The sequence below is a fragment of the uncultured Sneathiella sp. genome, assembly GCF_963973085.1.
GTDB lineage: Bacteria > Pseudomonadota > Alphaproteobacteria > Sneathiellales > Sneathiellaceae > Sneathiella.
This window is the reverse complement of record NZ_CAXAXA010000002.1, coordinates 410,788-433,303: the sequence shown is the minus strand read 5'-3', so window position 1 is coordinate 433,303 and position 22,516 is coordinate 410,788. Positions and strand designations below refer to the sequence as shown.

The 22,516-nt window shown below is 57.7% G+C and carries 20 protein-coding genes; 8 read left to right on the top strand and 12 right to left on the bottom strand.

Features of this window, described 5'->3' with window-relative positions:
• Together AACZ19_RS06230 and AACZ19_RS06225 are read right to left on the bottom strand one after the other, a co-directional pair.
• The gene (locus AACZ19_RS06230; protein ID WP_339632125.1) at positions 1-747 is read right to left on the bottom strand and encodes an SDR family oxidoreductase; all 747 of its coding nucleotides are present in this window, start codon (positions 745-747) and stop codon (positions 1-3) included.
• Complete coding sequence (locus AACZ19_RS06225) at positions 747-1,904, bottom strand: aminotransferase class I/II-fold pyridoxal phosphate-dependent enzyme (protein WP_339632124.1); 1,158 nt, start codon at positions 1,902-1,904, stop codon at positions 747-749. The genes AACZ19_RS06230 and AACZ19_RS06225 overlap by 1 nt, the downstream gene beginning before the upstream one ends.
• 77 nt (positions 1,905-1,981) lie before the next feature.
• On the opposite strand from AACZ19_RS06225, the gene AACZ19_RS06220 reads away from it, so the two are divergent.
• A complete protein-coding gene (locus AACZ19_RS06220; RefSeq protein WP_339632123.1) occupies positions 1,982-2,383 on the top strand; it encodes a CAP domain-containing protein in 402 nt (133 codons plus the stop codon).
• Here the strand turns inward: AACZ19_RS06220 and AACZ19_RS06215 are convergent.
• Together AACZ19_RS06215 and AACZ19_RS06210 are read right to left on the bottom strand one after the other, a co-directional pair.
• Positions 2,380-3,258 (bottom strand): NAD(P)-dependent oxidoreductase, encoded by an 879-nt coding sequence (locus AACZ19_RS06215; protein WP_339632122.1) that lies wholly within the window; start codon positions 3,256-3,258, stop codon positions 2,380-2,382. The two genes, AACZ19_RS06220 and AACZ19_RS06215, sit on opposite strands and share 4 nt — an antisense overlap.
• Positions 3,259-3,360: 102 nt before the next feature.
• Positions 3,361-3,834, bottom strand: coding sequence for a flavin reductase family protein (locus tag AACZ19_RS06210; RefSeq protein WP_339632121.1), 474 nt, complete (start codon positions 3,832-3,834; stop codon positions 3,361-3,363).
• Between the two features lie 243 nt (positions 3,835-4,077).
• Between AACZ19_RS06210 and motA the strand changes: the two genes are divergently transcribed.
• Both motA and motB read left to right on the top strand, forming a co-directional pair.
• A complete protein-coding gene (gene motA / locus AACZ19_RS06205; RefSeq protein ID WP_339632120.1) occupies positions 4,078-4,935 on the top strand; it encodes a flagellar motor stator protein MotA in 858 nt (285 codons plus the stop codon).
• A gap of 29 nt (positions 4,936-4,964) precedes the next feature.
• Positions 4,965-5,858 carry a flagellar motor protein MotB gene (motB, locus tag AACZ19_RS06200; RefSeq protein WP_339632119.1) on the top strand — a complete coding sequence of 298 codons (894 nt, stop codon included), beginning with the start codon at positions 4,965-4,967 and terminating at the stop codon, positions 5,856-5,858.
• Between the two features lies 1 nt (position 5,859).
• On the opposite strand, the gene AACZ19_RS06195 is transcribed toward motB, so the two are convergent.
• Positions 5,860-6,636 (bottom strand): class I SAM-dependent methyltransferase, encoded by a 777-nt coding sequence (locus tag AACZ19_RS06195; RefSeq protein WP_339632118.1) that lies wholly within the window; start codon positions 6,634-6,636, stop codon positions 5,860-5,862.
• Positions 6,637-6,644: 8 nt separating this feature from the next.
• On the bottom strand, positions 6,645-7,844 hold the full coding sequence (locus AACZ19_RS06190) for an MFS transporter (RefSeq protein ID WP_339632117.1): 1,200 nt from the start codon (positions 7,842-7,844) through the stop codon (positions 6,645-6,647).
• 140 nt (positions 7,845-7,984) lie between these two features.
• Between AACZ19_RS06190 and AACZ19_RS06185 the strand changes: the two genes are divergently transcribed.
• Positions 7,985-8,497 carry an RDD family protein gene (locus tag AACZ19_RS06185; protein WP_339632116.1) on the top strand — a complete coding sequence of 171 codons (513 nt, stop codon included), beginning with the start codon at positions 7,985-7,987 and terminating at the stop codon, positions 8,495-8,497.
• On the opposite strand, the gene AACZ19_RS06180 is transcribed toward AACZ19_RS06185, so the two are convergent.
• Positions 8,492-9,751 carry an FAD-binding oxidoreductase gene (locus AACZ19_RS06180; RefSeq protein WP_339632115.1) on the bottom strand — a complete coding sequence of 420 codons (1,260 nt, stop codon included), beginning with the start codon at positions 9,749-9,751 and terminating at the stop codon, positions 8,492-8,494. The two genes, AACZ19_RS06185 and AACZ19_RS06180, sit on opposite strands and share 6 nt — an antisense overlap.
• A gap of 150 nt (positions 9,752-9,901) precedes the next feature.
• On the opposite strand from AACZ19_RS06180, the gene AACZ19_RS06175 reads away from it, so the two are divergent.
• A complete protein-coding gene (locus tag AACZ19_RS06175; protein WP_339632114.1) occupies positions 9,902-11,758 on the top strand; it encodes an SLC13 family permease in 1,857 nt (618 codons plus the stop codon).
• A gap of 92 nt (positions 11,759-11,850) precedes the next feature.
• Entirely contained in the window at positions 11,851-12,570 is a 720-nt protein-coding gene (locus tag AACZ19_RS06170; protein ID WP_339632113.1) for an arginyltransferase, read from the top strand.
• Between the two features lie 108 nt (positions 12,571-12,678).
• On the opposite strand, the gene AACZ19_RS06165 is transcribed toward AACZ19_RS06170, so the two are convergent.
• The 3 genes from AACZ19_RS06165 to AACZ19_RS06155 all read right to left on the bottom strand — a co-directional run bounded on the left by AACZ19_RS06165 (position 12,679) and on the right by AACZ19_RS06155 (position 17,493).
• The gene (locus AACZ19_RS06165; protein ID WP_339632112.1) at positions 12,679-15,333 is read right to left on the bottom strand and encodes a TRAP transporter large permease subunit; all 2,655 of its coding nucleotides are present in this window, start codon (positions 15,331-15,333) and stop codon (positions 12,679-12,681) included.
• 9 nt (positions 15,334-15,342) lie between these two features.
• Entirely contained in the window at positions 15,343-16,338 is a 996-nt protein-coding gene (locus AACZ19_RS06160; RefSeq protein ID WP_339632111.1) for a TRAP transporter small permease subunit, read from the bottom strand.
• Between the two features lie 63 nt (positions 16,339-16,401).
• The gene (locus AACZ19_RS06155; protein ID WP_339632110.1) at positions 16,402-17,493 is read right to left on the bottom strand and encodes a TRAP transporter substrate-binding protein; all 1,092 of its coding nucleotides are present in this window, start codon (positions 17,491-17,493) and stop codon (positions 16,402-16,404) included.
• 560 nt (positions 17,494-18,053) lie between these two features.
• On the opposite strand from AACZ19_RS06155, the gene AACZ19_RS06150 reads away from it, so the two are divergent.
• Positions 18,054-18,572, top strand: a complete 519-nt coding sequence (locus AACZ19_RS06150) for a TRAP transporter small permease subunit (RefSeq protein WP_339632109.1) — start codon at positions 18,054-18,056, stop codon at positions 18,570-18,572.
• Positions 18,569-20,146 (top strand): TRAP transporter large permease subunit, encoded by a 1,578-nt coding sequence (locus AACZ19_RS06145; RefSeq protein WP_339632108.1) that lies wholly within the window; start codon positions 18,569-18,571, stop codon positions 20,144-20,146. The genes AACZ19_RS06150 and AACZ19_RS06145 overlap by 4 nt, the downstream gene beginning before the upstream one ends.
• Before the next feature lie 41 nt (positions 20,147-20,187).
• Here AACZ19_RS06145 and AACZ19_RS06140 read toward each other — a convergent pair whose 3' ends face one another.
• Together AACZ19_RS06140 and AACZ19_RS06135 are read right to left on the bottom strand one after the other, a co-directional pair.
• The gene (locus AACZ19_RS06140; protein ID WP_339632107.1) at positions 20,188-20,784 is read right to left on the bottom strand and encodes a biotin transporter BioY; all 597 of its coding nucleotides are present in this window, start codon (positions 20,782-20,784) and stop codon (positions 20,188-20,190) included.
• A gap of 95 nt (positions 20,785-20,879) precedes the next feature.
• Entirely contained in the window at positions 20,880-22,502 is a 1,623-nt protein-coding gene (locus AACZ19_RS06135; protein WP_339632106.1) for an AMP-binding protein, read from the bottom strand.
• Positions 22,503-22,516: the final 14 nt, after the last annotated feature.

The window sequence follows — 22,516 nt, the reverse complement described above, 5'->3', positions numbered from 1 at the left end:
CTAGCGCCCGCCGGAGACATCCAGAAGCGCACCGGTGACATAAGACGCCTCCTCCGACAGCAGCCAGAGCGCCGCATCGGCGATTTCCTCCACCTCGCCGCCGCGCTGCATCGGCACCATGGACTTCACCCGCTCAACCCGGTCCGGCTCGCCACCGCTCGCATGAATTTCCGTATAGATCACGCCGGGGCGCACCGCATTGACGCGAATCCCGACGTTTGCGACTTCCTTCGAGAGGCCGATGGTCATGGCGTCGATGGCGGCCTTGGAGGCGGCATAATCGACATATTCATTGGGACTGCCGAGCCTCGCCGCGACGGAGGAGATATTGACGATGCCGCCGCCCGGACCACCGCGCGCCGTGGACAGGCGCTTCACCGCCTCCCGCGCGCAGAGGAACGGCCCGGTAATATTGGTGGAGAACATACGGTTGAGCCGTGCAAGGCTCATATCCGCGACCGGCGCGGCCTTGTCGACGATTCCGGCGTTATTGACCAGCGCAGCCAAGGGCGCCAGCTTCGTATCGACGGTTTCGAACATCCGGAGAATATCCGCCTCGATTGCCATATCGGCCTGCACCGCGATGGCCGTGCCGCCCGCCGCCTCAATCTCGCGGACGACAGCCTCCGCCTTGTCCGCCGCGCCCTTGTAGTTGACGCAAACCTGATAGCCTTTTTCCGCCGCTTTGAGCGCGATGGACCGGCCGATGCCCCGGCTTGCCCCGGTCACAATGATTGAACGTTCCATTAGCTGTTCCTCCCGTCCAGCGCCTGATCGATATCCCGGATCAAGTCATCCACATGTTCAATTCCGATGGAAAGCCGCAACAGGTCCTCCGGGCAGGGCGTACCCGCGCCCTCGATACTCGCGCGATGTTCGACGAGGCTTTCGACCCCACCGAGCGAAGTTGCCCGCTTGATCAGTTGCAGCCGCGCCGCAACGGCCATTGCCGCCGTCTCTCCGCCCTCAATACAGAGGCTGAGCATGCCGCCGAAGCCGCCCGTCATCTGCCGCGCCGCGATTTCATATCCGGGGTGGGACTCAAGCCCCGGATAGAGCACGGCACGAATTCCCCGCCTGCCCTCGAAATGCCGGGCGATGGCGAGGGCGTTCTCGCTGGCGCGCGCGACCCGAAGATGCAGGGTCCGCATACCTCTGAGCAGCAGCCAGGCCTCGAACGGGCCCGGAATGGCGCCACCCGCGCTGCGGTTCACCTTGACCCGCGCCCAGAAATCATCTTCCTTCGTCGTGACCAGCGCCCCCGCCAGTACGTCCGAATGGCCGTTAAGATATTTCGTCGCCGAATGCATGACGATATCGGCGCCGAGCTTGAGCGGATTGGTCAGGAGCGGCGTCGCCACGGTGTTATCGACGGCAAGATGCGCGCCTGCCTCCTTCGCCACCGCCGCCCAGGCCGCAATGTCATCCACAACCCAGGTCGGGTTGGCCGGGGTTTCCAGCCAGAGAAGTTTCGTCCTGCCGGGCTTTACCGCCGCTTCGACCGCCGCGAGATCGCCATTCGGTACGAAGGTCACGTCCAATCCCCATTCCCGCCCCACGGTCAGCAGCCAGTTGCGAAAGCTCCAGTACATCACCTCGGGCGCAATCAGGTGATCGCCGGGACGGAGCGCCTGCACCACGGCGAGCGCCGCCGACATGCCGGAGGAAAAGAGAAGCGCCTTTTTGCCGCCCTCCAGATGACGAAGCAGTTCTTCGGGCTGGTCATAGCCCGGATTATGATCGCGGGTATAGACGCGCCCCGCCGCATAGCTGCCGTCCGTCTCGCGCTCGAAGGTGGTGCCGGGAAATATGCCGGGAATAAGCGACTTATGCGCCGGGTCAAGCCAGCCCATCGCTTGCGCCGTCAAAGTTTCGGGGTTCAGTGATTTCTTTTTGTTGGTCATGGCCGGAATTCCTCACAAATGCGCAAGGACGCGCGTCTTCAATACTGAAACTGTTTTCACCGGATCGGAGCTAACTCTTGAGCCTTATCACCGACGTTATCGATTGCCTGAATGCGGAGCGGGCCAAAGCCGACCTGCCCGCGCTCACCCCGAACAGCCTTCTCATGCAAACCGCCCAGCAACATGCGGAATTCATGGACCGAAAACAAGCCCTTTCGCATATGGGAAAGGACCGCTCGACCTTCGATCAGCGGATCCGCGCGACCGGTTATAACTTCTCCACCGCCGCGGAGAATGTCGCACTCGGTGCGGTGGATGCGGCCGGTGTGGTTGAGATGTGGATGAACAGCCCGCCGCACCGCGCCAATATCCTGAATGACAAGGTCTGCGATGTCGGCCTCGGCATTTCCCCGGTCGAGCCGGAGGATGCGACCGTCACGCGTTACTGGTCTCTCTCCCTTGCCGCGCCGCTAAGCTAATCGGCAAGCTTGCGCAGCCGCTTGATCAGGCTGGAGGTATCCCAGCGATTCCCGCCCATATTCTGGATGTCGGAATAATACTGGTCGACCAGCGCCGTGTTCGGCAGGCTGGCGCCGATCTGGTCGCTCGTCTTAAGACAGATGCCAAGATCCTTGCGCATCCAGTCGACGGCGAAACCATAGTCGAACTTGTCGGCGATCATCGTCTTGTAGCGGTTTTCCATCTGCCAGCTTTGCGCCGCGCCCTTAGAAATCACCTCGATCACCTTTTCCGCATCAAGTCCCGCCTTCTCGGCAAAGTGAATCCCCTCCGAGAGGCCCTGAACGACCCCGGCGATGCAAATCTGGTTGACCATCTTCGTCAGCTGCCCGGCGCCCACGCCGCCCATCAGCATGCAGGCCTGGGAATAGACCGCGATTGGGTCCTTCGCGCGGGTGAAATCCGCTTCCACGCCACCGCACATCACCGTCAGCTTGCCATTCTCCGCCCCGGCCTGGCCGCCGGAAACCGGCGCATCGACAAAACCGACGCCCTTTTCTTTCGCGATGGCGGCAAGCTCCTCCGCCACATCGGAGGAGGCGGTTGTGTGATCAACAAAAACCGAACCGGATTTCATGGTGGCGAGAATGCCGGTCTCCCCTAAGACAACGCTGCGCAAATCGTCATCATTGCCAACGCAGACCATGACGAAATCGGCATCCTCTGCGGCCTTTGCCGGGGTATCGGCATGGCTTCCGCCATAGTCGGCGACCCATTTTTCCGCCTTTGCGCCTGTCCGGTTGTAGACTGTGGTGTCATAGCCGGCCTTTTGCAAAAAGCCCGCCATCGGATATCCCATGACGCCAAGCCCAATGAACGCTGCCTTCTTTGCCATCTTCTATCGCCTCCCTCAGGAAAAAGTTCTGTCCGTTGTACCCTCTCGCAGCGGCACGCGAAAGACCCCGGCGGTTATTTTTCGGCTGACGGAATATATTGGCTAGAGATCGTGGTACTGGCCCTTGTGGAACAGCAGCGCCTTCTCCTCTTCCCCCACGGTAACGTTGGTCACACGGCAGATGAAAACCGCATGGTCCCCCGCCTCATGAACGGTGTAGGTCTCACATTCGAAGACAGCAAGGCTTTTCTCAAATGCCGGGCTGCCATTCTCGCAGATATAATGGTCAATGCCGTCGAACCGGTCGTCGCGAGCCATGGAAAAGCGATCGGAGAGATGCCGCTGCTCAGGGGTCAGGATATTGACCGCGAACTTTCCGCTGGAAAGAAATTCCTGACAATGGCCGCCAACATGGGCAAGGCTGAACAATACCAGCGGCGGATCGAGGGAGACGGAACTGAAGGAGTTCACTGTTACGCCAAGCGGTTCATCCGTCGCGCTGCGCGACGTGACAACAGTGATCCCCGTGGCAAAACAACCAAGGGCGTTCCTGAATTCTCTTGCGTTAAAACTCATGCGTAACCATTACCTGCCATCAAGAACCCGCTTTACCTGTAAACGGCGGCACTTTCCCATAAATGATTATCAAAATCATTAATTTTCTGAACCCTGCCGTATCGGCCTAAAATATATAAGAACCCGCAAGTCCCCGCCGCTCTTTAAAAACTTCCTAAAATTACACACGCTTTATTAACCATTTTCAGGTCAAAATCCCTGTCTAATTCCTTGGATAAAACCCGTAAGGATGTCTGTGTAAGAATGTTTTGGATTATTGGTATTGTTGTGACATTCGGCTCCGTGGCCGGTGGCTATGCGCCGCACGGCAGCTTTGCTGTGCTGTTCCAGCCTCTCGAATTCCTGATCATCCTCGGTGCCGCCGCGGGCGCCTTTTTGCAGGCCAATCCGAAATGGGTGATTTTCGGCTTTCTGAAGTCATTCGGAAAGCTGATGAAGGGTTCGCCCCATGACAAAAAATCCTATACCGAACTGCTGACCCTGCTTTATGCACTGTTTAAGCTGTCCAAGACCAAGGGCATGATCGCACTGGAACCGCATATCGAAAATCCGCATGAAAGTGAGCTGTTTCAGCATTTTCCGGCCTTTTCCAAGAACCATCATGCGGTGGATTTCATCTGTGACTATCTCCGGCTAATGACCATGGGGACTGAAAATCCGCATGAGTTGGAAGCCTTGATGGATCAGGATATCGAAACCCATCACAACGAGGGGCATGCGATTTCCGGTGCCGTCACCGCCCTGGGTGAGGCCTTGCCCGCCTTCGGTATCGTGGCCGCCGTTCTGGGTGTGATCGTTACCATGGGCTCGATCGCCGAGCCGCCCGAAATTCTCGGCGGGCTCATCGCGGCCGCGCTGGTCGGCACCTTTTTCGGCATTTTCGTCGCCTATGGCCTGTTCTCTCCCATGGGCAAGAACCTGGAACAGTTCGCAGACGCCGACACCAAATATTTTGAATGCATGAAGCAGGGACTGCTCGCCCATTTGCAGGGCTATGCTCCCGCTGTCTCTGTCGAGTTTGCGCGCAAGACCCTCTATAACCATGAACGTCCGTCCTTCATCGAGGTGGAAGAAGCCTGTAATGAAGCGCCAACCGTCTGACATGTTTCCCGATAGGTTAAGAGTGCCCTATGGCAGATGACATTGCCCCGATAATCGTCAAGAAGGTCAAGAAAGGCGGCCACGGCGCCCATGGTGGCGCCTGGAAGGTCGCCTATGCCGACTTTGTAACGGCAATGATGGCGTTCTTCCTGCTGCTGTGGCTGCTTAATGTGACGACAACCGAACAAAAAGAAGGGCTTTCTGATTATTTTGCCCCGACGACTGCCAGCATCAGCCAGTCGGGCGCCGGTGGAATGCTGGGCGGCCAAAGCATGCAGACCGAAGGCTCCCGTATCTCGGACCTTGGTGTTCCCTCCGTTGTCTCCAGCATCACACCACCTGAACAGGGTCAGAAAAACGAAGGCAAGGACGCCCGGGAAGCGCGTGAGCTGGAAGAGGCGGAACTGCTTGAAAAACTCCGGAAAATCGAGGAAATGAGCTTCGAGCAGGCAAAGGACCAGATCCGCCAGGCCATCAACAAGGACCCAGAGCTGTCAGGCCTGCAGGACAACATCATCATCGACATGACGCCCGAAGGACTGCGCATCCAGATTGTCGATCAGTTCAATGAGAGCATGTTCGAAAGCGGCAGTTCCACGATCACGCCAAAGATCAAGGGCCTTGTCGGCATGATCGCCAAATCCATCGAGGAACTTCCCAACAGCCTGTCCATCAGCGGCCATACAGACAGCGCCTCTTTCAACGGTGGCACCTATACTAACTGGGAGCTGTCCTCCGATCGCGCAAACGCCAGCCGCCGTGCCCTACTCGATGCCGGGCTTGATCCGGAACGCATAGAGAAGGTCGCCGGACGCGCCGATACAGACCCGATGATCCGGGACGACCCCTCCAACCCCGGCAACCGGCGGATCAGCATTATCCTTCTGCGGGAGACGCCGGTCCTGCCCGCGAATCTTAAATAACCTACATCTTCCAGATGAGCAGCTTCGTCCTGCGTCCGTCCTTGACGGTGACGACCCGGTGGGGTTTTTGATCCGGCACTGCGAAGCTGTTGCTGATAAACAGGCTGCCGGGTTTCATCTCGGCCCGCGCCTTGTCATAGAGCCGCGCCATCGGCACCGGGGAGAGGAAACAATACACAACGTCATATTGCCCCAGATCTTCCTTGAAAATATCGCGAAACCGGAAGTCGAGATTTTTAGCGCCGCTCAGTTTCCCGAGCAGCCATGACAACGCAAAGGGCAGCGGCGCAGTCTCAAGCCCGGTAAACCGGCTCTCCGGCGCGGCTTTCGCAAGATATCGCAGCGTGCCGCCAAGGCCGCTTCCAAGATCGACAAAATGAACGGCCTTGCCGCGCGGCAGCAGCTTCGAGATAGCCTCGGATGTCGCGCGGTTGGTCAGATAGAGCGGCACGCGGTTGCCCGCCACATTCCAGAACACCAGCACCAGCAGCAGCAATATGACCGGGAACACCCATGTCGGCAAATCCAGAGCCAGCGCGAACAGGAGCAGCGGCGGCGCGATCACCTGCCCCACCACCCACGGCAGGGAAAAACGGAACCCCCGGCTAACGATACCCGCAATAACGCCCTGCGCCAGCATCACCCAGAGCAGCGGAACGGCATGGCCGGTCGCTTCCTCGACAAGCGGGCGGAGCAGATAGAGACCGACGAACACCACCGCCTGAATGGCGAGGGCGCCGAAAACCGGCGATCTGTCTGTTCCGTCCATGTTCCACATAAACTGTTTTAGCCTGTCGCCGCCGCACGCTGCACCGGCATATTTTCCTGAATAGGCCAGTGGAGAAGGCCGGAGATAAGGCCCAGCGCCACACTCATCCACCAGACCACATCATAGGATCCATAGAGGTCAAACACAAAACCGCCGAGCCATGCGCCGAGAAAGGCGCCGATCTGGTGCCCGAAAAAGACGAAGCCGAACAGGGTCGTCATATATTTCGGCCCGAACAATACCGCGACCAGCCCAGAGGTGAGCGGCACGGTCGAAAGCCAGAGGAGCCCGAGGATGGCGGAGAAAATGATCACCGTCAGCGGGCTGATCGGCACCAGGATAAAGGCGACGAACAACGCGGCGCGGGCAAAATAGAGCCCGCTCAGGAGATATTTCTTCGAGTATTTACCGCCCAGATACCCCGCCGACAGCGAGCCGATGACATTGAACAGCCCGACGATGGAAAGTGCGATCGCGCCATATTTCGCGGCGACGTTCTGATCGACGATATAGGCGGGCAGATGCACGGCGAGGAAGGTCACATGAAAACCGCAGACGAAAAATCCCATGAACAGGAGCCAGTAGCTCCGGTTGCCCGCGGCTTCGCGGATCGCCGCCGAAAGACTGGCGGCGCCGATGCTGCCACTGTCCTCCGCCCGGCCCGTCACCCCGGCAGCGGCGGGAATCATCAGGAGCGAGCATAGCCCGATCAGGACCAGCGCCATCGACCAGCCATAACCCGAGAGAAATGCCTGCCCGAGCGGGACCATCAGGAACTGCCCGAGGCTGCCAGACGCGCCCACAATCCCGAGTGCCATGGAGCGTTTTTCCTCGGCTACCGCCCGGCCAACCGAGCCGATGACGACACCAAAACCGGTGCCCGACAGGCCCAGGCCGATCATCACACCCGCCGACATATGTAGCTCCGTCGGACTGCTGGTCTGCGACATCAGGAAAAGACCAGCCGCATAAACGAGGCTGGATACAAGCAGCGTCTTGCCGGAACCATATTTATCGGCAATGGCGGAGGCGAAGGGTTGCGACAGGCCCCAGACAATATTCTGGATGGCAAGGGCGAGGCCAAAAACCTCCCGCCCCCAGCCGAGATCGGAGGAAACCGGTTCAAGAAACAGCCCGAAGGCCGCGCGCGATCCCATGGCGACCAGGCTGATCAGGCCGCCCGCAAGGATCAGAATGAGAAAAGATCTCGACGCCATTGTTCAATCCTTCACAACAGTTGTTCTGTCTGGCGCGCCCAGGAGGAGTTTATGTCTTATTGTATTTAATCCAACAAGTACCATTTACTTCCTATGACTGATACCAGTTGTTTCTATACTGACAAAGGAACTGTCCAGCCATGAGTAAACCTGACGGCCCGTTGATCGAGCTTGGCTCCCTGGAGGGCCAGAACGAAGGACACCGCACCGAGGCGGAGGTTTTCAACCCCGATGATTTCGAATCGATCCGCCTGCGTCGCGTGTTCGCCTATGCCATCGATGTCATCTGCATCGCGGTGATCTCCGTGGTAGCGACATTTGCGGCCACAATCCTCGGCGTTATCACCTTTGGCGTGCTGACGCCCTTGTTGTTGCTGATCCTCGCGCTTATCCCGCTGGCCTATCATACAGTGCTGGTTGGCGGACCGGGCAGCGCCACTCTTGGCATGCGGTTCCTGAATATTCGTATGGAGCGGACGGCGGGCGGTCCGCCGGACTATCTGATCGCCTTCATCCATGCGGCAATCTTCTATCTCAGCGTGGCCGCTACTTCATCCCTGATCCTGCTGGTGTCCCTCTTTAACCCGCGCGGGCGCTGTTTGCATGACTTCGTGATCGATGTGGTGATCCGCCGGGTGCCGCTGCGCTCATAGGGCATCGCGCAACCCGTAATAGAGCCGCGCGAGCGTGAGCAGCGGCACTCGCAGCGCCGTTCCGCCCGGAAACGGTTTGTGCGGGATGCGCGCGAATACATCGAAGCGCCCGGCATCCCCGGCAATCGCCTCGCCGATGACCCGACCGACAATGGCGGAGAGCGGCACCCCCTGCCCGGAATAGCCCTGGGCGTAATAAATACTCCCGCAGCGGCCGACATCGGGCAGCATGTTTCGGGTTATCGCCACCTTCCCGCCCCAGGCATAGTCGATTTTAACATCTTCAAGCTGCGGAAAGGTCGCCAGCATATTCCGCCGAAGCGCCGCGCCCGTGACGTTGCCGTCACTGATCAGCTTGTCCCGCCCGCCATAGAGCAGGCGATAATCCGCTGACATCCGGAAGTAATCGAGGTTGAAATTGGTATCCGAGACACAGGCATCTGTCATCATCAGCGTCTTTGTCCGCGCCGCGCCGAGCGGTTCCGTCGCTATGATGCAGGTATCGACCGGGATGATCTTCGCCGCCAATGTCTTGCTGAGGTCACCAAGATAGGCGTTGCCCGCAAGAACAACATAATCCGCCGTCACCGACCCCGCCGCCGTTATGACACGCGCCGTCCTGCCATCTGTTACTTCCGTCACGCGGGAATTCTCATAAATCGTGACACCCGCCGCCGTCGCCGCCATACTCAGCCCCAGCGCATAGTTAAGCGGATGCAGATGCCCACCCTCCTCATCGAGAAGCGCTCCGCAGTACCGGTCCGTCGCGAGATGATTCCCCAAATCCTCCCGGTCGATCCATTTATATCGCTCATAGCCATAAGCCTTTTCGCAATGCGTCAGTTCCTCCAGCAGCCAATCCCGGTGGCGCGGCTTTACTGCCGCATAAAGTTCCCCATGCCGGAGATCGCAATCAATATTGTGACTGGCGATCCGATCCTTGAGCAGCCGTGTCGCCTCGATAGAAAACTTCCACAGCCGGGCCGTCTCATCCGGCCCCACGATCTCTTGCGTATCCACCATACCGGGTGTATAGCCAGTGGCGATCTGTCCGCCGTTGCGGCCAGAGGCGCCGAAGCCGATCCGTTCCGCCTCCAGCAGCGTGACGGCGAATCCCTTTTCGGCCAGCTCCAAGGCGGCAGAGAGCCCGGTATAGCCGCCGCCAATAACGCAGACATCGGCGCGCATCTCACCGGCGAGGTGCGGAAAATCGGCGCGCGTATTCGCCGAAGCATCATAATAGGAAACACTCATCGTGGTTTTTCTTCAAAGGTTTATGGCCATCCGCCGACAACAACGGGCTTGCAAGATTCACGACAATCTTCATGATGGAGCTGTCGGTGCATAATCTTCGCGACGCTTTTACTCCGACGCGGCAAAACAGCAAGGATTTATTTGCAGTCAATGGAAATAGTTGGATCAACATTTCATATCTGGGCGGTTTTTGCTTTCATTGCCGTCGCAATTGTCGCCTTCGCCAACGAGCGGGTCGAGCTGGAAATCTCCTCCATCGCGGTGATTGCGGGGCTGTTGCTGCTGTTCCATTTCTACCCGCTGGTCAACCAGGCCGGAGAAAACCTCCTGACACCGCGGGAGATTCTGGCCGGTATCGCCGACCCGGCGCTGATCACCGTGCTGTCCCTTCTGGTCGTCGGGCAAGGCATTGTGCGGACAGGCGCGCTGGAACAACCCATCCGCCGTCTTGTTGCACTCCGTCGCCATCACCCGGTTCTGGCCATCGCGGTGGTGCTCTCCACCGTGCTGCTGATCAGCGCCTTTATGAACAATACGCCAGTGGTGGTTATCTTTATTCCGCTGATGACCGCGCTGGCCGAACGGTTGCACCGCTCCACCTCGACGCTGATGATTCCCTTGAGCTATGCCTCCATCCTTGGCGGGATGACGACGCTGATCGGTTCCTCGACGAACCTTCTGGTTATGGCCGCCGCGGTTCAGGCCGGGCAACCACAGATCAGCTTTTTCGACTTCACCGTTCCGGGCGCCGTACTGGCCGCCGCCGGGCTTGTGTACGCCCTGATCGTCATCCCGCGCATCCTGCCCGATCGCGGCTCAATGAAGGGCGATATGGTGGATGTGTCGGGCAAGCAGTTCATAGTCCAGATGGAAGTTGCCCCCGATAGCCCGCTGGTCGGCGAGGAAGCCATTGCCGGACAGTTCCCAAGCCTGCGCAATATCACTATCCGCTTCATCCAGCGCGGGGAACATATCCTGCTGCCGCCTTTTGACGGCATTACCCTGAAGCCCGCCGACGCCGTGGTGTTTGCCGGAACACGTAAATCCATCACCGAGGCCTTCGCCGATAACCCGCAGATCCTGCAAGGCTTCCTGGAGCCGGACAGCGCCAGCACAGAGGTGAGCGAGGAACTCGCCTCAGTGCAGGAACAGACGCTGGCCGAGGCCGTTGTTGCCCCGGCATCGCGGATGATCGGGCGGGCGCTTTACCAGATCAGCTTTCATTATCGCACCCGCTGTGTCGTCGTCGGTATTCAGCGCCGCTCGCGCATGATCAGGACCAACCGGATGACGGATATCCGGCTGGAGGCAGGCGATGTGCTGCTTATCCTCGGACAGCGATCCGATATCATGCGGCTGCGCAACAACCCGGACGTGCTGCTGTTGGAATGGTCGGCGCGCGAATTGCCTGCGACTGCTCTCGCCTGGCGCGCGCGAATCATCTTCGGCGCCGTGGTCGTCTGCGCCGCCACCGGGGTGCTCCCCATCGTCGTGGCGGCCGTCTGCGGGGCCGTCGCGATGGTCGTCAGCGGCTGCCTCAATGTCTATCAGGCGAGCCGCGCCATCGACCGCCGGATCCTGTTGCTCATCGCCGCCGCGCTCGGTCTTGGGGCGGCAATGCAGGCAACGGGGGGCGCGGGCTATCTCGCCCATGGCGTTCTCACGCTGATGAAAGGGGCCGGACCGGCGGTTATCCTCTCGGTTTTCTTCCTGCTGGTCGCGTTCTTCACCAATATTCTCAGCAACAACGCCACCGCCGTACTGTTCACCCCGATCGGGATCAGCATGGCGCAGGAGATGGGGGTCGACCCGATGATCTTCATCTATGCGGTCATTTTCGCCGCCAACTGCTCCTTTGCGACGCCGATGGGGTATCAGACGAATCTTCTCGTCATGGGGCCCGGACACTATAAATTTGCGGATTTTTTCAAAGCCGGTGCCCCTCTCGTCGTCCTGCTTTGGGTTATTTTTTCGCTTTTCGCCCCGTTTTATTATGGATTGATGTGAAATCACGGAAAATTATGACGCCGCCCTATTTGCGAACTCCCTAATTCGCGCTACCTTTATGGCATGGGAAAAATAACGAGACATATGGTGACATGAAACGCGTGGAAATACCGTCGCGCTTCTTCTTCTCGACGCCCCCTGCCCCCTGTCCGTATCTTGAAAACCGGCTGGAGCGCAAGGTAGTGACCCTGCTCGCCGGGGAAGATCCCGATGGTCTTCACAACACGCTCAGCCATGCGGGCTTTCGCCGTAGCCAGGACCTTGCCTACCGACCGGCCTGCGACGGGTGTAGCGCCTGTATTCCGATTCGGGTTCGGGCAACGGATTTCAGGCTCAAGAAGTCCTTCCGGCGTATCTGGAAGGCGAATTCGGACATCACGGCCCGCATCCTGCCATCGCGGGCCAGCCGAGAACATTTCGAGTTGTTCCATCGCTATCTGCAGTCGCGCCATTCCGAAGGGGGGATGGTCGACATGGATTACATTGATTATCAGGCAATGGTGGAGGAGAGCCCTGTCCGGTCCCGGCTGGTGGAATTTAGAAAAGACGACGGCAGTCTATTCGCCGTCTGCCTGATCGACCTGATGGAGGATGGGTTGTCGCTCGTCTACAGCTACTTCGATCCGGAGGAAGACAAACGAAGCCCGGGCAGCTTCCTCATCCTCTGGCATATCTCCGAGGCGGAACGCCAGGGGCTTCCGTATGTCTATCTGGGCTACTGGATCGACCAGAGCCCGAAGATGGCCTACAAGAAGCGGTTCTATCCGTCCGAAATCCTGACCCGCGACGGATGGCAGCTTATCTCCGAATAGACGCCTGAGCCGTGACCCGCTAATTTCAGAAAACCTTCTGCGCTCAAAAAAACGGCGGGGGTCTTTTACAATCCACCGCCGCTTTTTCTCGCAATACTGCCCTACTCCCTAGAAGTAATGCGATACATCCCGGTGATCGGACTGGCAGGACGCGACGAAGAGCGCCTGTTCATCGTCGAGCTTACGCTGTTCTCTGAGGCCAAGTGTCCCGCGAATCGCCATTTCATAGCGTTCAAGGGTAGGCAGCATATTAATCTCCGCCTGATTGCGCCAATCAAGCTGGGCTTCATAGTCGGCGACCACCTCGGCCATATCTTCCATCGCCTTCTCGAAATCCGGCGTATCGTTTCTCAGGCTGCGCCGCACCTTGGAAAGACCGGACGCAATGTCGGACGCCCCTTCCACATTGCCGGCGCGACTGCTGAGATCCTCAATTGATGCGACAAGCTGTTCGGCATCCGCATCGGCAAGATCGGACCGGATTTGCATCAGGCCTGACTGCAACTCGGCATAGGCCGCATTATCTTTAAGAGTAGCGACAATCTCGGCAACCGGCTTATAGCCGTCCCCGGCCACCCGACGGAACTTGCCACTGAGAATAGTTTCCTCTTTCAGCAATGCCTTGAAGGATTTGTAGGTTTCCTTCCAGTCCGCCGGAATCTCCGCGACGAGCAGTTCCCGCTCCGCCTCAAGCTCGGCGACCTTATCTTGCAGCTTCTGCTTTGCAGCTACCTGGTCTTCACTGCGCATCCGTCCGATGGTGGTCTTCAGATCGCGAATTTCCTCATCATGCTCCCGAATCTCCGCTTCTATGCGCCGCACCTGCTGCTGTACCGGCAGATAATCGACAACGGCGTCATTGATCCGGTCATCCGCCTCCCAGGCCTGCGCCATAAGGGCAGGAGCCTCTTCGGCGGCATCGAAGCTCTGTTCAAGGTTAGTCTTCAGGCGGTCCGGCAGATAATCAAGATTAAGCTGACGCGCCTCCGCAATGGCACTGTTGATCGCGACCCCCTGGGTGATAAACTGATCCTGAATATACTTGTCAACGCAATAGTCCAGGCGCGGATTTCGCGGCGGCGGTGCCGTTTCCGAGAGTAGTGACGCCCGGTTCGGTAGATAATTCACTAACGGTGGATAGAGCCCGACAACCACAAGCGCAATCAGCTGCAGCGAGATAAAGGCGATCACCCCTTTATACATATCCAGCGTCTTGACGATGGGCGGGGCAACGCCGCGAAGGTAGAAAAGCGCAAAACCAAAGGGCGGCGTCAGGAACGACGTCTGGATATTCAGGCCGATCATCACCCCCAGCCAGACGGCCGTGATATTCGCAGAAGGGTCAGCAAGCAGGATCGGCGCGACAATGGGCACGACCACCACCGCAATCTCGATAAAATCGAGGAAAAAGCCGAGAACGAAGATCACCGCCATGACGATGGTGAATTTCATCCAGAACCCGCCCGGCAGGCCGTTGAGGAAATCACGGACAAGCTCTTCCCCGCCAAAAGCGCGGAATGCCGCCGTCAGCATCGCGGCACCGAGCAGGATGATAAAGACGAGAGAGGTTGTCTTCGCCGTCTCGATCATCACTTCCTGAAGGGTATTTTCGATTTTAAAGGCGCGCCAACTGCTCCAGCCGATTGCGATTATCAGACCCAAGGTCGCGACAACGCCAAGGAAAACACCGAGCGCATCCCGAGTCGTATTGATCGCCTTGACGTTGGGTTCGAACAACAACAGGACGGCCATAATTCCAATCAGCGACGCCAGCCCGAGAACGACCGGCGCATAAGCATCCTTACTGCCGTCCTTCAGGCGATAACCCGCCATCATGATCGCTCCCACCGCGCCGATGGCGCCGGCCTGGTTGACCGTTGCGATACCAGCCAGAATGGACCCCAGCACCAGGAATATAAGACCAAGCGGCGGGAAAAGCGCCAATGCCAGCTTGGCGAAAAACGCTTTGTCGAAGGTGCCGCCACGAACAGCCGGAGCGACCTTCGGGTTAATCAGAGCGTAGATCAGGATAAACACCATGTAGATGGCGACGAGTAACAGGCCCGGCACAAGCGCGCCCAAAAACATCTCGCCCGCGCTGGTCGACACCACGCCGAAGGAAGACGGCATGGAAAGCTCGCCCGTCGCTGCCTTGTGCAGTGCCTTTCGCGCCGTTCCGGCCTGATCCACGGCACTCGCCAGCTGGTCCGCCAGAATGATCAGCACGATCGACGGCGGGATAATCTGGCCGAGCGTTCCCGATGCTGCGATTGTACCAGTTGCCAAAGATTTCGAATAGTTGTTCCGCAACATTGCCGGCAGCGAGATCAGCCCCATCGCCACTACGGTCGCGCCAACAATACCGGTGGTTGCCGCCAGCAGCGCGCCCACAAACACCACGGAGATACCAAGCCCGCCCGGGACCGGACCGAACAGCTGTGCCATGGTGACCAGCAGATCCTCCGCGATCTTGGAGCGTTGCAGCATGATGCCCATGAAGATGAAGAGCGGAATGGCAATCAGCGTATCTCGCTCCACCTCCCAATAGACGCCGCGAAGATTGGTAACCCCGGCGCTCAGCCACTGCCAGGGACCGCCATGGGAAAAATAGGCATCAGGATTGCCGGTCGCGACATAACCACAGAGCGCGGCAATTGCCACGGTCACAATGGCCGAGCCGGGCAAAGCGAACGCCACCGGATAACCGGAGCCCAAGGCCAATGCCATCAGGAAAACGAGAAGGGCGAGAAAAAGAAGTTCCATGATTTTACATTACCCTGTCAATGACGATTCATGGTCAACATGACCCGGTTGCTCCAGATAGTCGGCAACTGCCTCCATCAGGTAGCTGACGAACTGAACCATCATCGTTATGGCAAAAACGGCCAGAAACCCGGCCATCAGATATTTCACCTGCATCCCGACGCCTGATTGCGACACTTCAAAGTTTGACATCGGGCTGTAGAGAATGGACGTACTGCTTCCCATGCCGACAAGCAGGATTGTCCAGCACAGCGTAATACCCATAAACAGACTGCCCATCGCGTTGACGAAACCCTTGGTCTTATTTGTGAAGCCCGCATAAAAAACATCAACTCGAACATGCCCCTCCTCCACCAGTGTATAGGCACTGGCAAACAGGAAGAGCGCCGCATACCAGAAGCGCACCAGATCGCCCATAAACGCCTGTTCATAGGAAAAAATGAACCGCGTGATAACGATCAGCAGTTCGGCAAAGACAACCAGCAGCGCAAGCCATTGGAACCCGAGCGTACGCGACCGCAGAGCGATGAGGAGCGCCAGAATAATCAGCGGGATATGAACATAGGGACCGCGAAAATGGACGCGCGCGAGGTCACCGTCAAGCTGGGCGCCTACAAGATAGGGCAGCAGTCCTTCGAGCCGGAGAAAGGATAAGGTCATATCCGCAATACCGACCAAAAAAACGGCCCAGAAGGCCGCCCGGACAAGATAGGTATTCACGCGGGTAATAATCGCCGCGTCATCCCTCAGATGGCGCTGAGTTGTGGTTTGAACCAAAACTACAGCAAACACAACCACGGCGACAAACAGCGCAAGCTGTATCCATGACTGGTACGTCACCTCGCCAGAGGCAAAGATCGGTTCTATTCCGGGCCAGCCAAGAACAAATGACAGGTAATTATTAAAAAAATAAATCGGCAGCGCCGCCAGCATACACCACCCAAAGACCCGGACTGACCATTGCAGTCCGCGGTTTGATGCATACACATCTCCCGCAGTCGTCATATATGCCTCCCATAGAGGAAGGGGCGAGATCGTTGTCCCGCCCCTGTCCGCATCTTTTGCAACTTAAATCCCCAGAACCCGGTTCCGCTTGTTGGAGAAGGCGACTTCAGCAATCTTCTGATAGCCGCCGATTTCGCGGAGGTTCACCTGAAAGCTTTCGTCGATCTTGTTTGCAAGCGCGCTATGGGCACGCGTTTCTTCAAAGACCTCAACGGCGGCCTCACCGAAGGCATCATAAACGTCATCGCTGAATTCTTTAAGAATAATGCCATTCTCGTTGATCATTTTCTTGAGATACTCACCGTTGAGTGCCTGAGCTTCTTCATACTGTGCGGCATGTTCTTCCATGCAGCAGACAGTGATCAGATTCTTGTCATGCTGGGAAAGACCTTCCCACCAGGATTTGTTCATGCCGAAGGCAAGTCCCCCACCTGGCTCATGCATGCCAGGATAGTAGTAGTACTTGGCGGCTTCGTAGAACTTCAGGAAGTAGTCGTTATATGGTCCCACCCATTCCGTTGCGTCAATTGCGCCAGAAACAAGGTTTTCATAAATCTGCCCACCAGGAAGCGAGACAACTGACGCGCCGAGCTTGGCAAGCACGTCACCCCCGAGGCCCGGCATACGGAATTTCAGGCCCTTGAAGTCAGCCGCAGAATTCACTTCCTTGTTGAACCAGCCACCCATCTGAGTGCCTGTTGCACCGCATGGCAGTGCCTTCAGGCCAAATTCACCGGACATTTCGTCCCAGAGTTCCTGGCCGCCCTTGAACTTGATCCAGGCATTCCATTCCACCGTCGTCATGCCAAACGGCACGGAAGTGAAATAGGCAAAGCCCGGGTGCTTGCCCTTCCAGTAATAGTCGGCGCCGATATAGGCCTGCGCATTACCGGATGCGACTTCGTCAAAAGAGTCAAACGCACCGACACGTTCACCAGCGGCGAAATAGTTGACCGTGAGACGGCCTTCGCTGATTTCAGTGATGCGGGCGCAAAGACGCTGGGCGCTGATCCCGAGGCCCGGGAAATCCCTTGGCCATGTCGAGACAACTGTGATTTCCTGGCGTTCCTGAGCGATTGCCGGGGCGGCAAAGGGGGCCGCGGCAACACCTGCGCCAGCAATCGCAGCGCCTGTCAAAAACTTGCGTCGTTCCATAAAATATTCCTCCCGTTTCAAATCGATAGACGGAAAAAGTCCCCCTATCAAAGATAGCTGTCATCTAACAGAAACTTCGCGTCAATACATGTAGCTGCTTTGATGCAAGTCTTATTATTATTCTGACATCTGCGGTCAGTTGTATGGACGCTTGTTCTCCCTGTTGCTGGCAATTTTGCAGGAAGACAGATCAAATACAAGGCAAATTTTCATATTCCAAAATGCGAATATTACTGATAATTATTAACTTACAAAGTTAGATAAACTTAATAACGTGTTGAAAAATATTATATAAATATAAAATAGTATAGCGATTTCATGGTCCTGCAAAAAATGAAAACGGCTTTCCATCCCCAAGAAACGCCCGGCAAAAATTCATCAAAGCGAATGGTTAGTCGACCATTTTATGGTTAACAGCAACATCGAATCCGCATGGTGCGCATCCCCTATCGCAAGATCGGCATGCCATTGGCAAGGCGTTGCGCCAAACCGATTGCTCGCCTATAACGCTGATACTGTAATATCAGGGGTCAAGGCCCTGTAGTGTGGAAGAAATTTGCGTGACCCGTCTGACTGCCCTCGCCCAGTTACTCGACCGGTTCAGTGCGACCATCGGAAAGTACATTTCCTGGCTCGCGCTGGCAATGGTGCTGATCCAGTTCCTGCTCGTTCTCGCAAGATATGTCTTCGGCATCGGACTCATCGCTCTGCAGGAGAGCGTTATTTACAGCTTTGCCCTGCTGTTTATGGTCGGTGCTGCCGATACCTTGCGCCGCGATGGCCATGTCCGGATTGATATCCTCTATGAAAAACTGGGCGAAAAAGGCCGGGCGGCAATCAATTTCCTGGGCAGCCTGTTTCTTTTGATCCCGGTCTGCCTTGTCATCCTGATCCTAAGCTGGCCCTATGTCTCCGGATCCTGGCAGATCATGGAAGGCTCTCGCGAGGGGACCGGACTGCCGTTCCTGTTTCTGCTGAAATCCCTGCTGCTGGTATTTCCCATCACCATGATCCTGCAGGGAATCGCCACTATCCTTAGGTCGATGAGTGTCCTGCTTCGGTGGGAGGACATGGCATGAGCCTTGCTGAATACCTGGCGGTCGGGCTGTTCGCCGTCACGATACTCAGCCTGATGGCCGGATTCCCCGTTGCCTTCACCCTTGCCGGATCAGCGCTTTTTATGGCCGGTGTCGGCTGGATGCTGGGCGTGTTCGACCCATCGCTCATTGGCGCGATTCCGTCGCGGATTTTCGGTGGTGCCATGTGGAACGAGACGCTGCTCGCGGTCCCGCTCTTCGTTTTCATGGGGATCATGCTTGAAAAATCGCGGGTAGCGGAGGAATTACTTGACTCCATGGGCCTGCTGTTCGGGCGGCTGCGCGGTGGCCTCGGGATTTCGGTGTTTATCGTCGGCGCGCTGCTCGCCGCCTCCACGGGCATTGTCGGCGCGGCAGTCGTGACCATGGGTCTGATGTCCTTACCCACAATGCTGAAACGCGGCTATGATCCGCGTCTGGCCGCGGGTTCCGTTTGCGCCGCAGGAACGCTGGGGCAAATTATCCCGCCCTCCATCGTGCTGATCATCCTCGGCGAGCAAATCTCCAACGCCTATATGGCGGCGCAGTCGCTAAAGGGCAACTGGTCGCCGGAGCCGGTCTCCGTCGGCGATTTGTTCGCGGGCGCGCTAATTCCCGGGCTCTGCCTCGTCGGGCTTTATATTCTGTATCAAATACTTATGGCCGTCTTTAAACCTGAAAGCTCGCCCGCTCTCGCACGCGAAGACGTGACGGGAAGCGACAGAAATCTGCTGCTGACGCTGCTCCGGTCCCTGTTGCCTCCAGTGATCCTGATTATCGCCGTGCTAGGCTCCATCCTGATGGGGATCGCCACCCCGACCGAGGCCGCCTCAGTCGGCGCTATCGGGGCAATCCTGCTCGCGGCACTGAAAGGGGATGAGGGATCGGGACTGCCCATCTATGCTGCCGGGATTGCCATTCCGCTGCTTCTGCTGCTGGCAAACCTTACCGACCTCAAGCGGATCGCGGTAGACGGGGTTGGTCCGGCGGCGTTGCTCGCTTTTATCCTGCTCGCGGTGATCGTCACCGGGCTCGCCATCGGGTTGAGACGGCTGCTGAGGCGCGGCATTCTCAGGGATGTCTGTCAATCGACCATGGAGATGACCGCCATGGTCTTCGTCATTCTGATCGGCGCGACCATCTTCAGCCTCGTGTTTCGGGGGCTGGGCGGCGATGAGCTGGTCTATCGCCTGTTAAGGGACCTGCCGGGTAGGGAGTTCGGCGCGCTGCTCGTCGTTATGGCCGTGATCTTTATTCTCGGCTTTTTCCTCGATTTCGTCGAGATCACCTTTGTCGTTGTCCCCATCGTCGCGCCGGTTCTGCTGCTGATGGAGATCAGCCCGATCTGGCTCGGGATCATGATTGCGCTGAATTTGCAGACGTCGTTCCTGACGCCGCCGTTCGGATTCGCACTGTTTTACTTGCGCGGCGTCGCTCCGCCGGAAGTCACGACCGGGGTGATATACAGGGGCGTTATCCCCTTTGTTCTGTTGCAGCTCGTCGCGCTTGCCCTGCTTGCGACCTTTCCGGCGCTGGCCACCTGGCTGCCCGCGATTCTGAACGGCTCAACCTACTAGGGGAACGCGGGAGGATTTCCCCTCCCGCGCAGCTCTTTCGGTTATTTACGAAGTTTCTGGACCAGCTTGCCGACCATCGGCAGGATGGCAACCGCCAGCGCGATCTTGGCTGCGGCGCCCGGCATGAAGGGATAGAGACCGGCGACCAGCGCCTTTTCAAACCCGGTAAACGTCGCGAGCCAGGCAAGGCCACCGGCAAAGATCACCACATAGCCGACCACCATCGCCAGAGTCGTCTTGAGGATCGATTGTCCCCAGCCCTTTTCCATCAGCGCACCGACAAGCGCTGCCGCGGCAACAAACGCAAAGAGATAGCCAGCCGTCGGGCCCGCAAGCGAGGCGAGATTGCCGCCACCGGCAAAAACCGGCAGGCCGATCGCCCCTTCCGCCAGATACAACGCTACCGTTGCCCCGCCGAGGCGCCAGCCATAGGTCGCGCCGATGATCGTCACGGCGAAGGTCTGCATGGTCATCGGGACCGGCCACATCGGTACGGACAGCTGGGCCGACAGGGCAATCAGCATGGTCCCGGCGACCGCCAGCATAACAAGACGAAAAAGCTTTGCCGAGCGGGAGACGTCCGTGCCCACAGCCCATATGCCATTGATAAGGGGAGAAGGAGTCGTTCCGTTGGACATAAAAAATTCCTTTCAATTACGGATGCCCGAAGGGGCAATAAAGAAATTCCGGCTTACCAAACAAACGTTTGCCTATCAACCCTAAATTATGCCTATTATGATAAAAGCGACTTCTTCTTCCTTTTCATTTCACGGAAATCAACGGCCCCCGCCTGTTCTCGTGGATCGACATCGGCACCGAAAATCCGGGTTTTCTGGATCTTCTGAGTACCGGTTGTTGGCAGGTCATCGAGGAACAATATCCAGCCCGGCGTCTTGAAATAGGCAAGGCATTCATCCGCATATGAGAATAACCCTTCGGCCGTTTCCTCCGTTGCGGCCACGCCCTCCAACAGCACAATGCAGGCCATTACCTCCTCTTCGCGCAGCTCATCCTTGACCGCGATAACAGCAACCTTCGCGATGTCCTCATGAGCCTGCAGCACCGCCTCGACCTCGGCAGCGGCGATATTCTCGCCGGAGCGACGAATGATATTCTTCTTGCGGTCCACGAAATAGAGCATGCCGCTTTCATCCTGACGCACTGTATCGCCGGTATGGAACCACCCGCCTTTCCATGCTTCTTCTGTCGCCTCCTCATTCTTGAGGTAGCCGGCAAAAAAGCCGCGACGTGGATCGCCGCCTCCGCATTTTACCAGCAGCTCCCCTTCCGTCCCGGGTGGCACCTCGTTATTGTTTTCATCGATAACACGGGCGAGGAATTCGTCCGTCGGGCGACCAAAGGCACGGGTGTGGATTTGCCGGGGCTCATTGCTGTCCGCGAAGACGCGCCCGGTTTCCGTCATCCCCCAAACCTCGACCAGTGGGAAACCATAGCGCGTCTCGAACTGCTCATGCAGTTCCGGCTCGACACCGGCACCGAGCCCGAAGCGCACGGAATGTGCCGTCTCATACTCGCTTTTCGGCTGGTTCATCAACATCGGCGGCACCACGCCGAGATAATGGATGACGGTCGCGCGGGTTTCCACCACTTCCTGCCACCAGGTTGTCGGGTGGAAGCGGTCGGGAATGATCAGGCAGCCTCCTGACAGGATTACACAGAGGAAGGTAACCGCCGCCGCATTCATGTGAAAAAGCGGCAGAGGATTGTAGATGCGTTCCTGCTCCTGGCGAATTGTCGCCACGCCGCCCAGCGACAGATAGGTGCGCCCCGCAGTCAGGAAATAGTCATTGGTGAGGATGCAGCCCTTGGGCCGCCCGGTCGTGCCGGAAGTATAGAGCAGGCTGACCTCGCTCAGGAATCCTGGCGAGCCCGCGAGAGGCGCCGGTCGCGGCCGAGGAATCCATCCGGCAAACTCCTCAAGCTTGACCACCGGCAGCGGCCTCGTCCGCTTCAACGCCACCTTCTGTATATCCAGCGCTCTCTCGCCGATCGAGACAACCAGATCAACATCGGAATGCTCCAGCAGATACTGCATCTCGTCCTGTAAATAATCAGGATTGACGGGCACAACGGACACCCCGAGCGCGTTGGCCGCGAGCATATGCAGAAGATAATCGGGGCGGTTTTCCAGCAGATAGGCGATACGGTGGCCGTGGCCATAGCCGGCGGTTTTATATATCCTTTTCAACCGCTCGACTTCCCCTGCAGCCTCGCCATAGGTGAACTCGACCCCCTCAGGGTGATAGCTCCGCTTCTTATAGGCCGGAACGCAGACAAAGGCATGATCCCGGAATCGGGTCGCGGCATCACAAAATGCCTCGTAGACAGTTGTCACGGCATCCTCCCCTT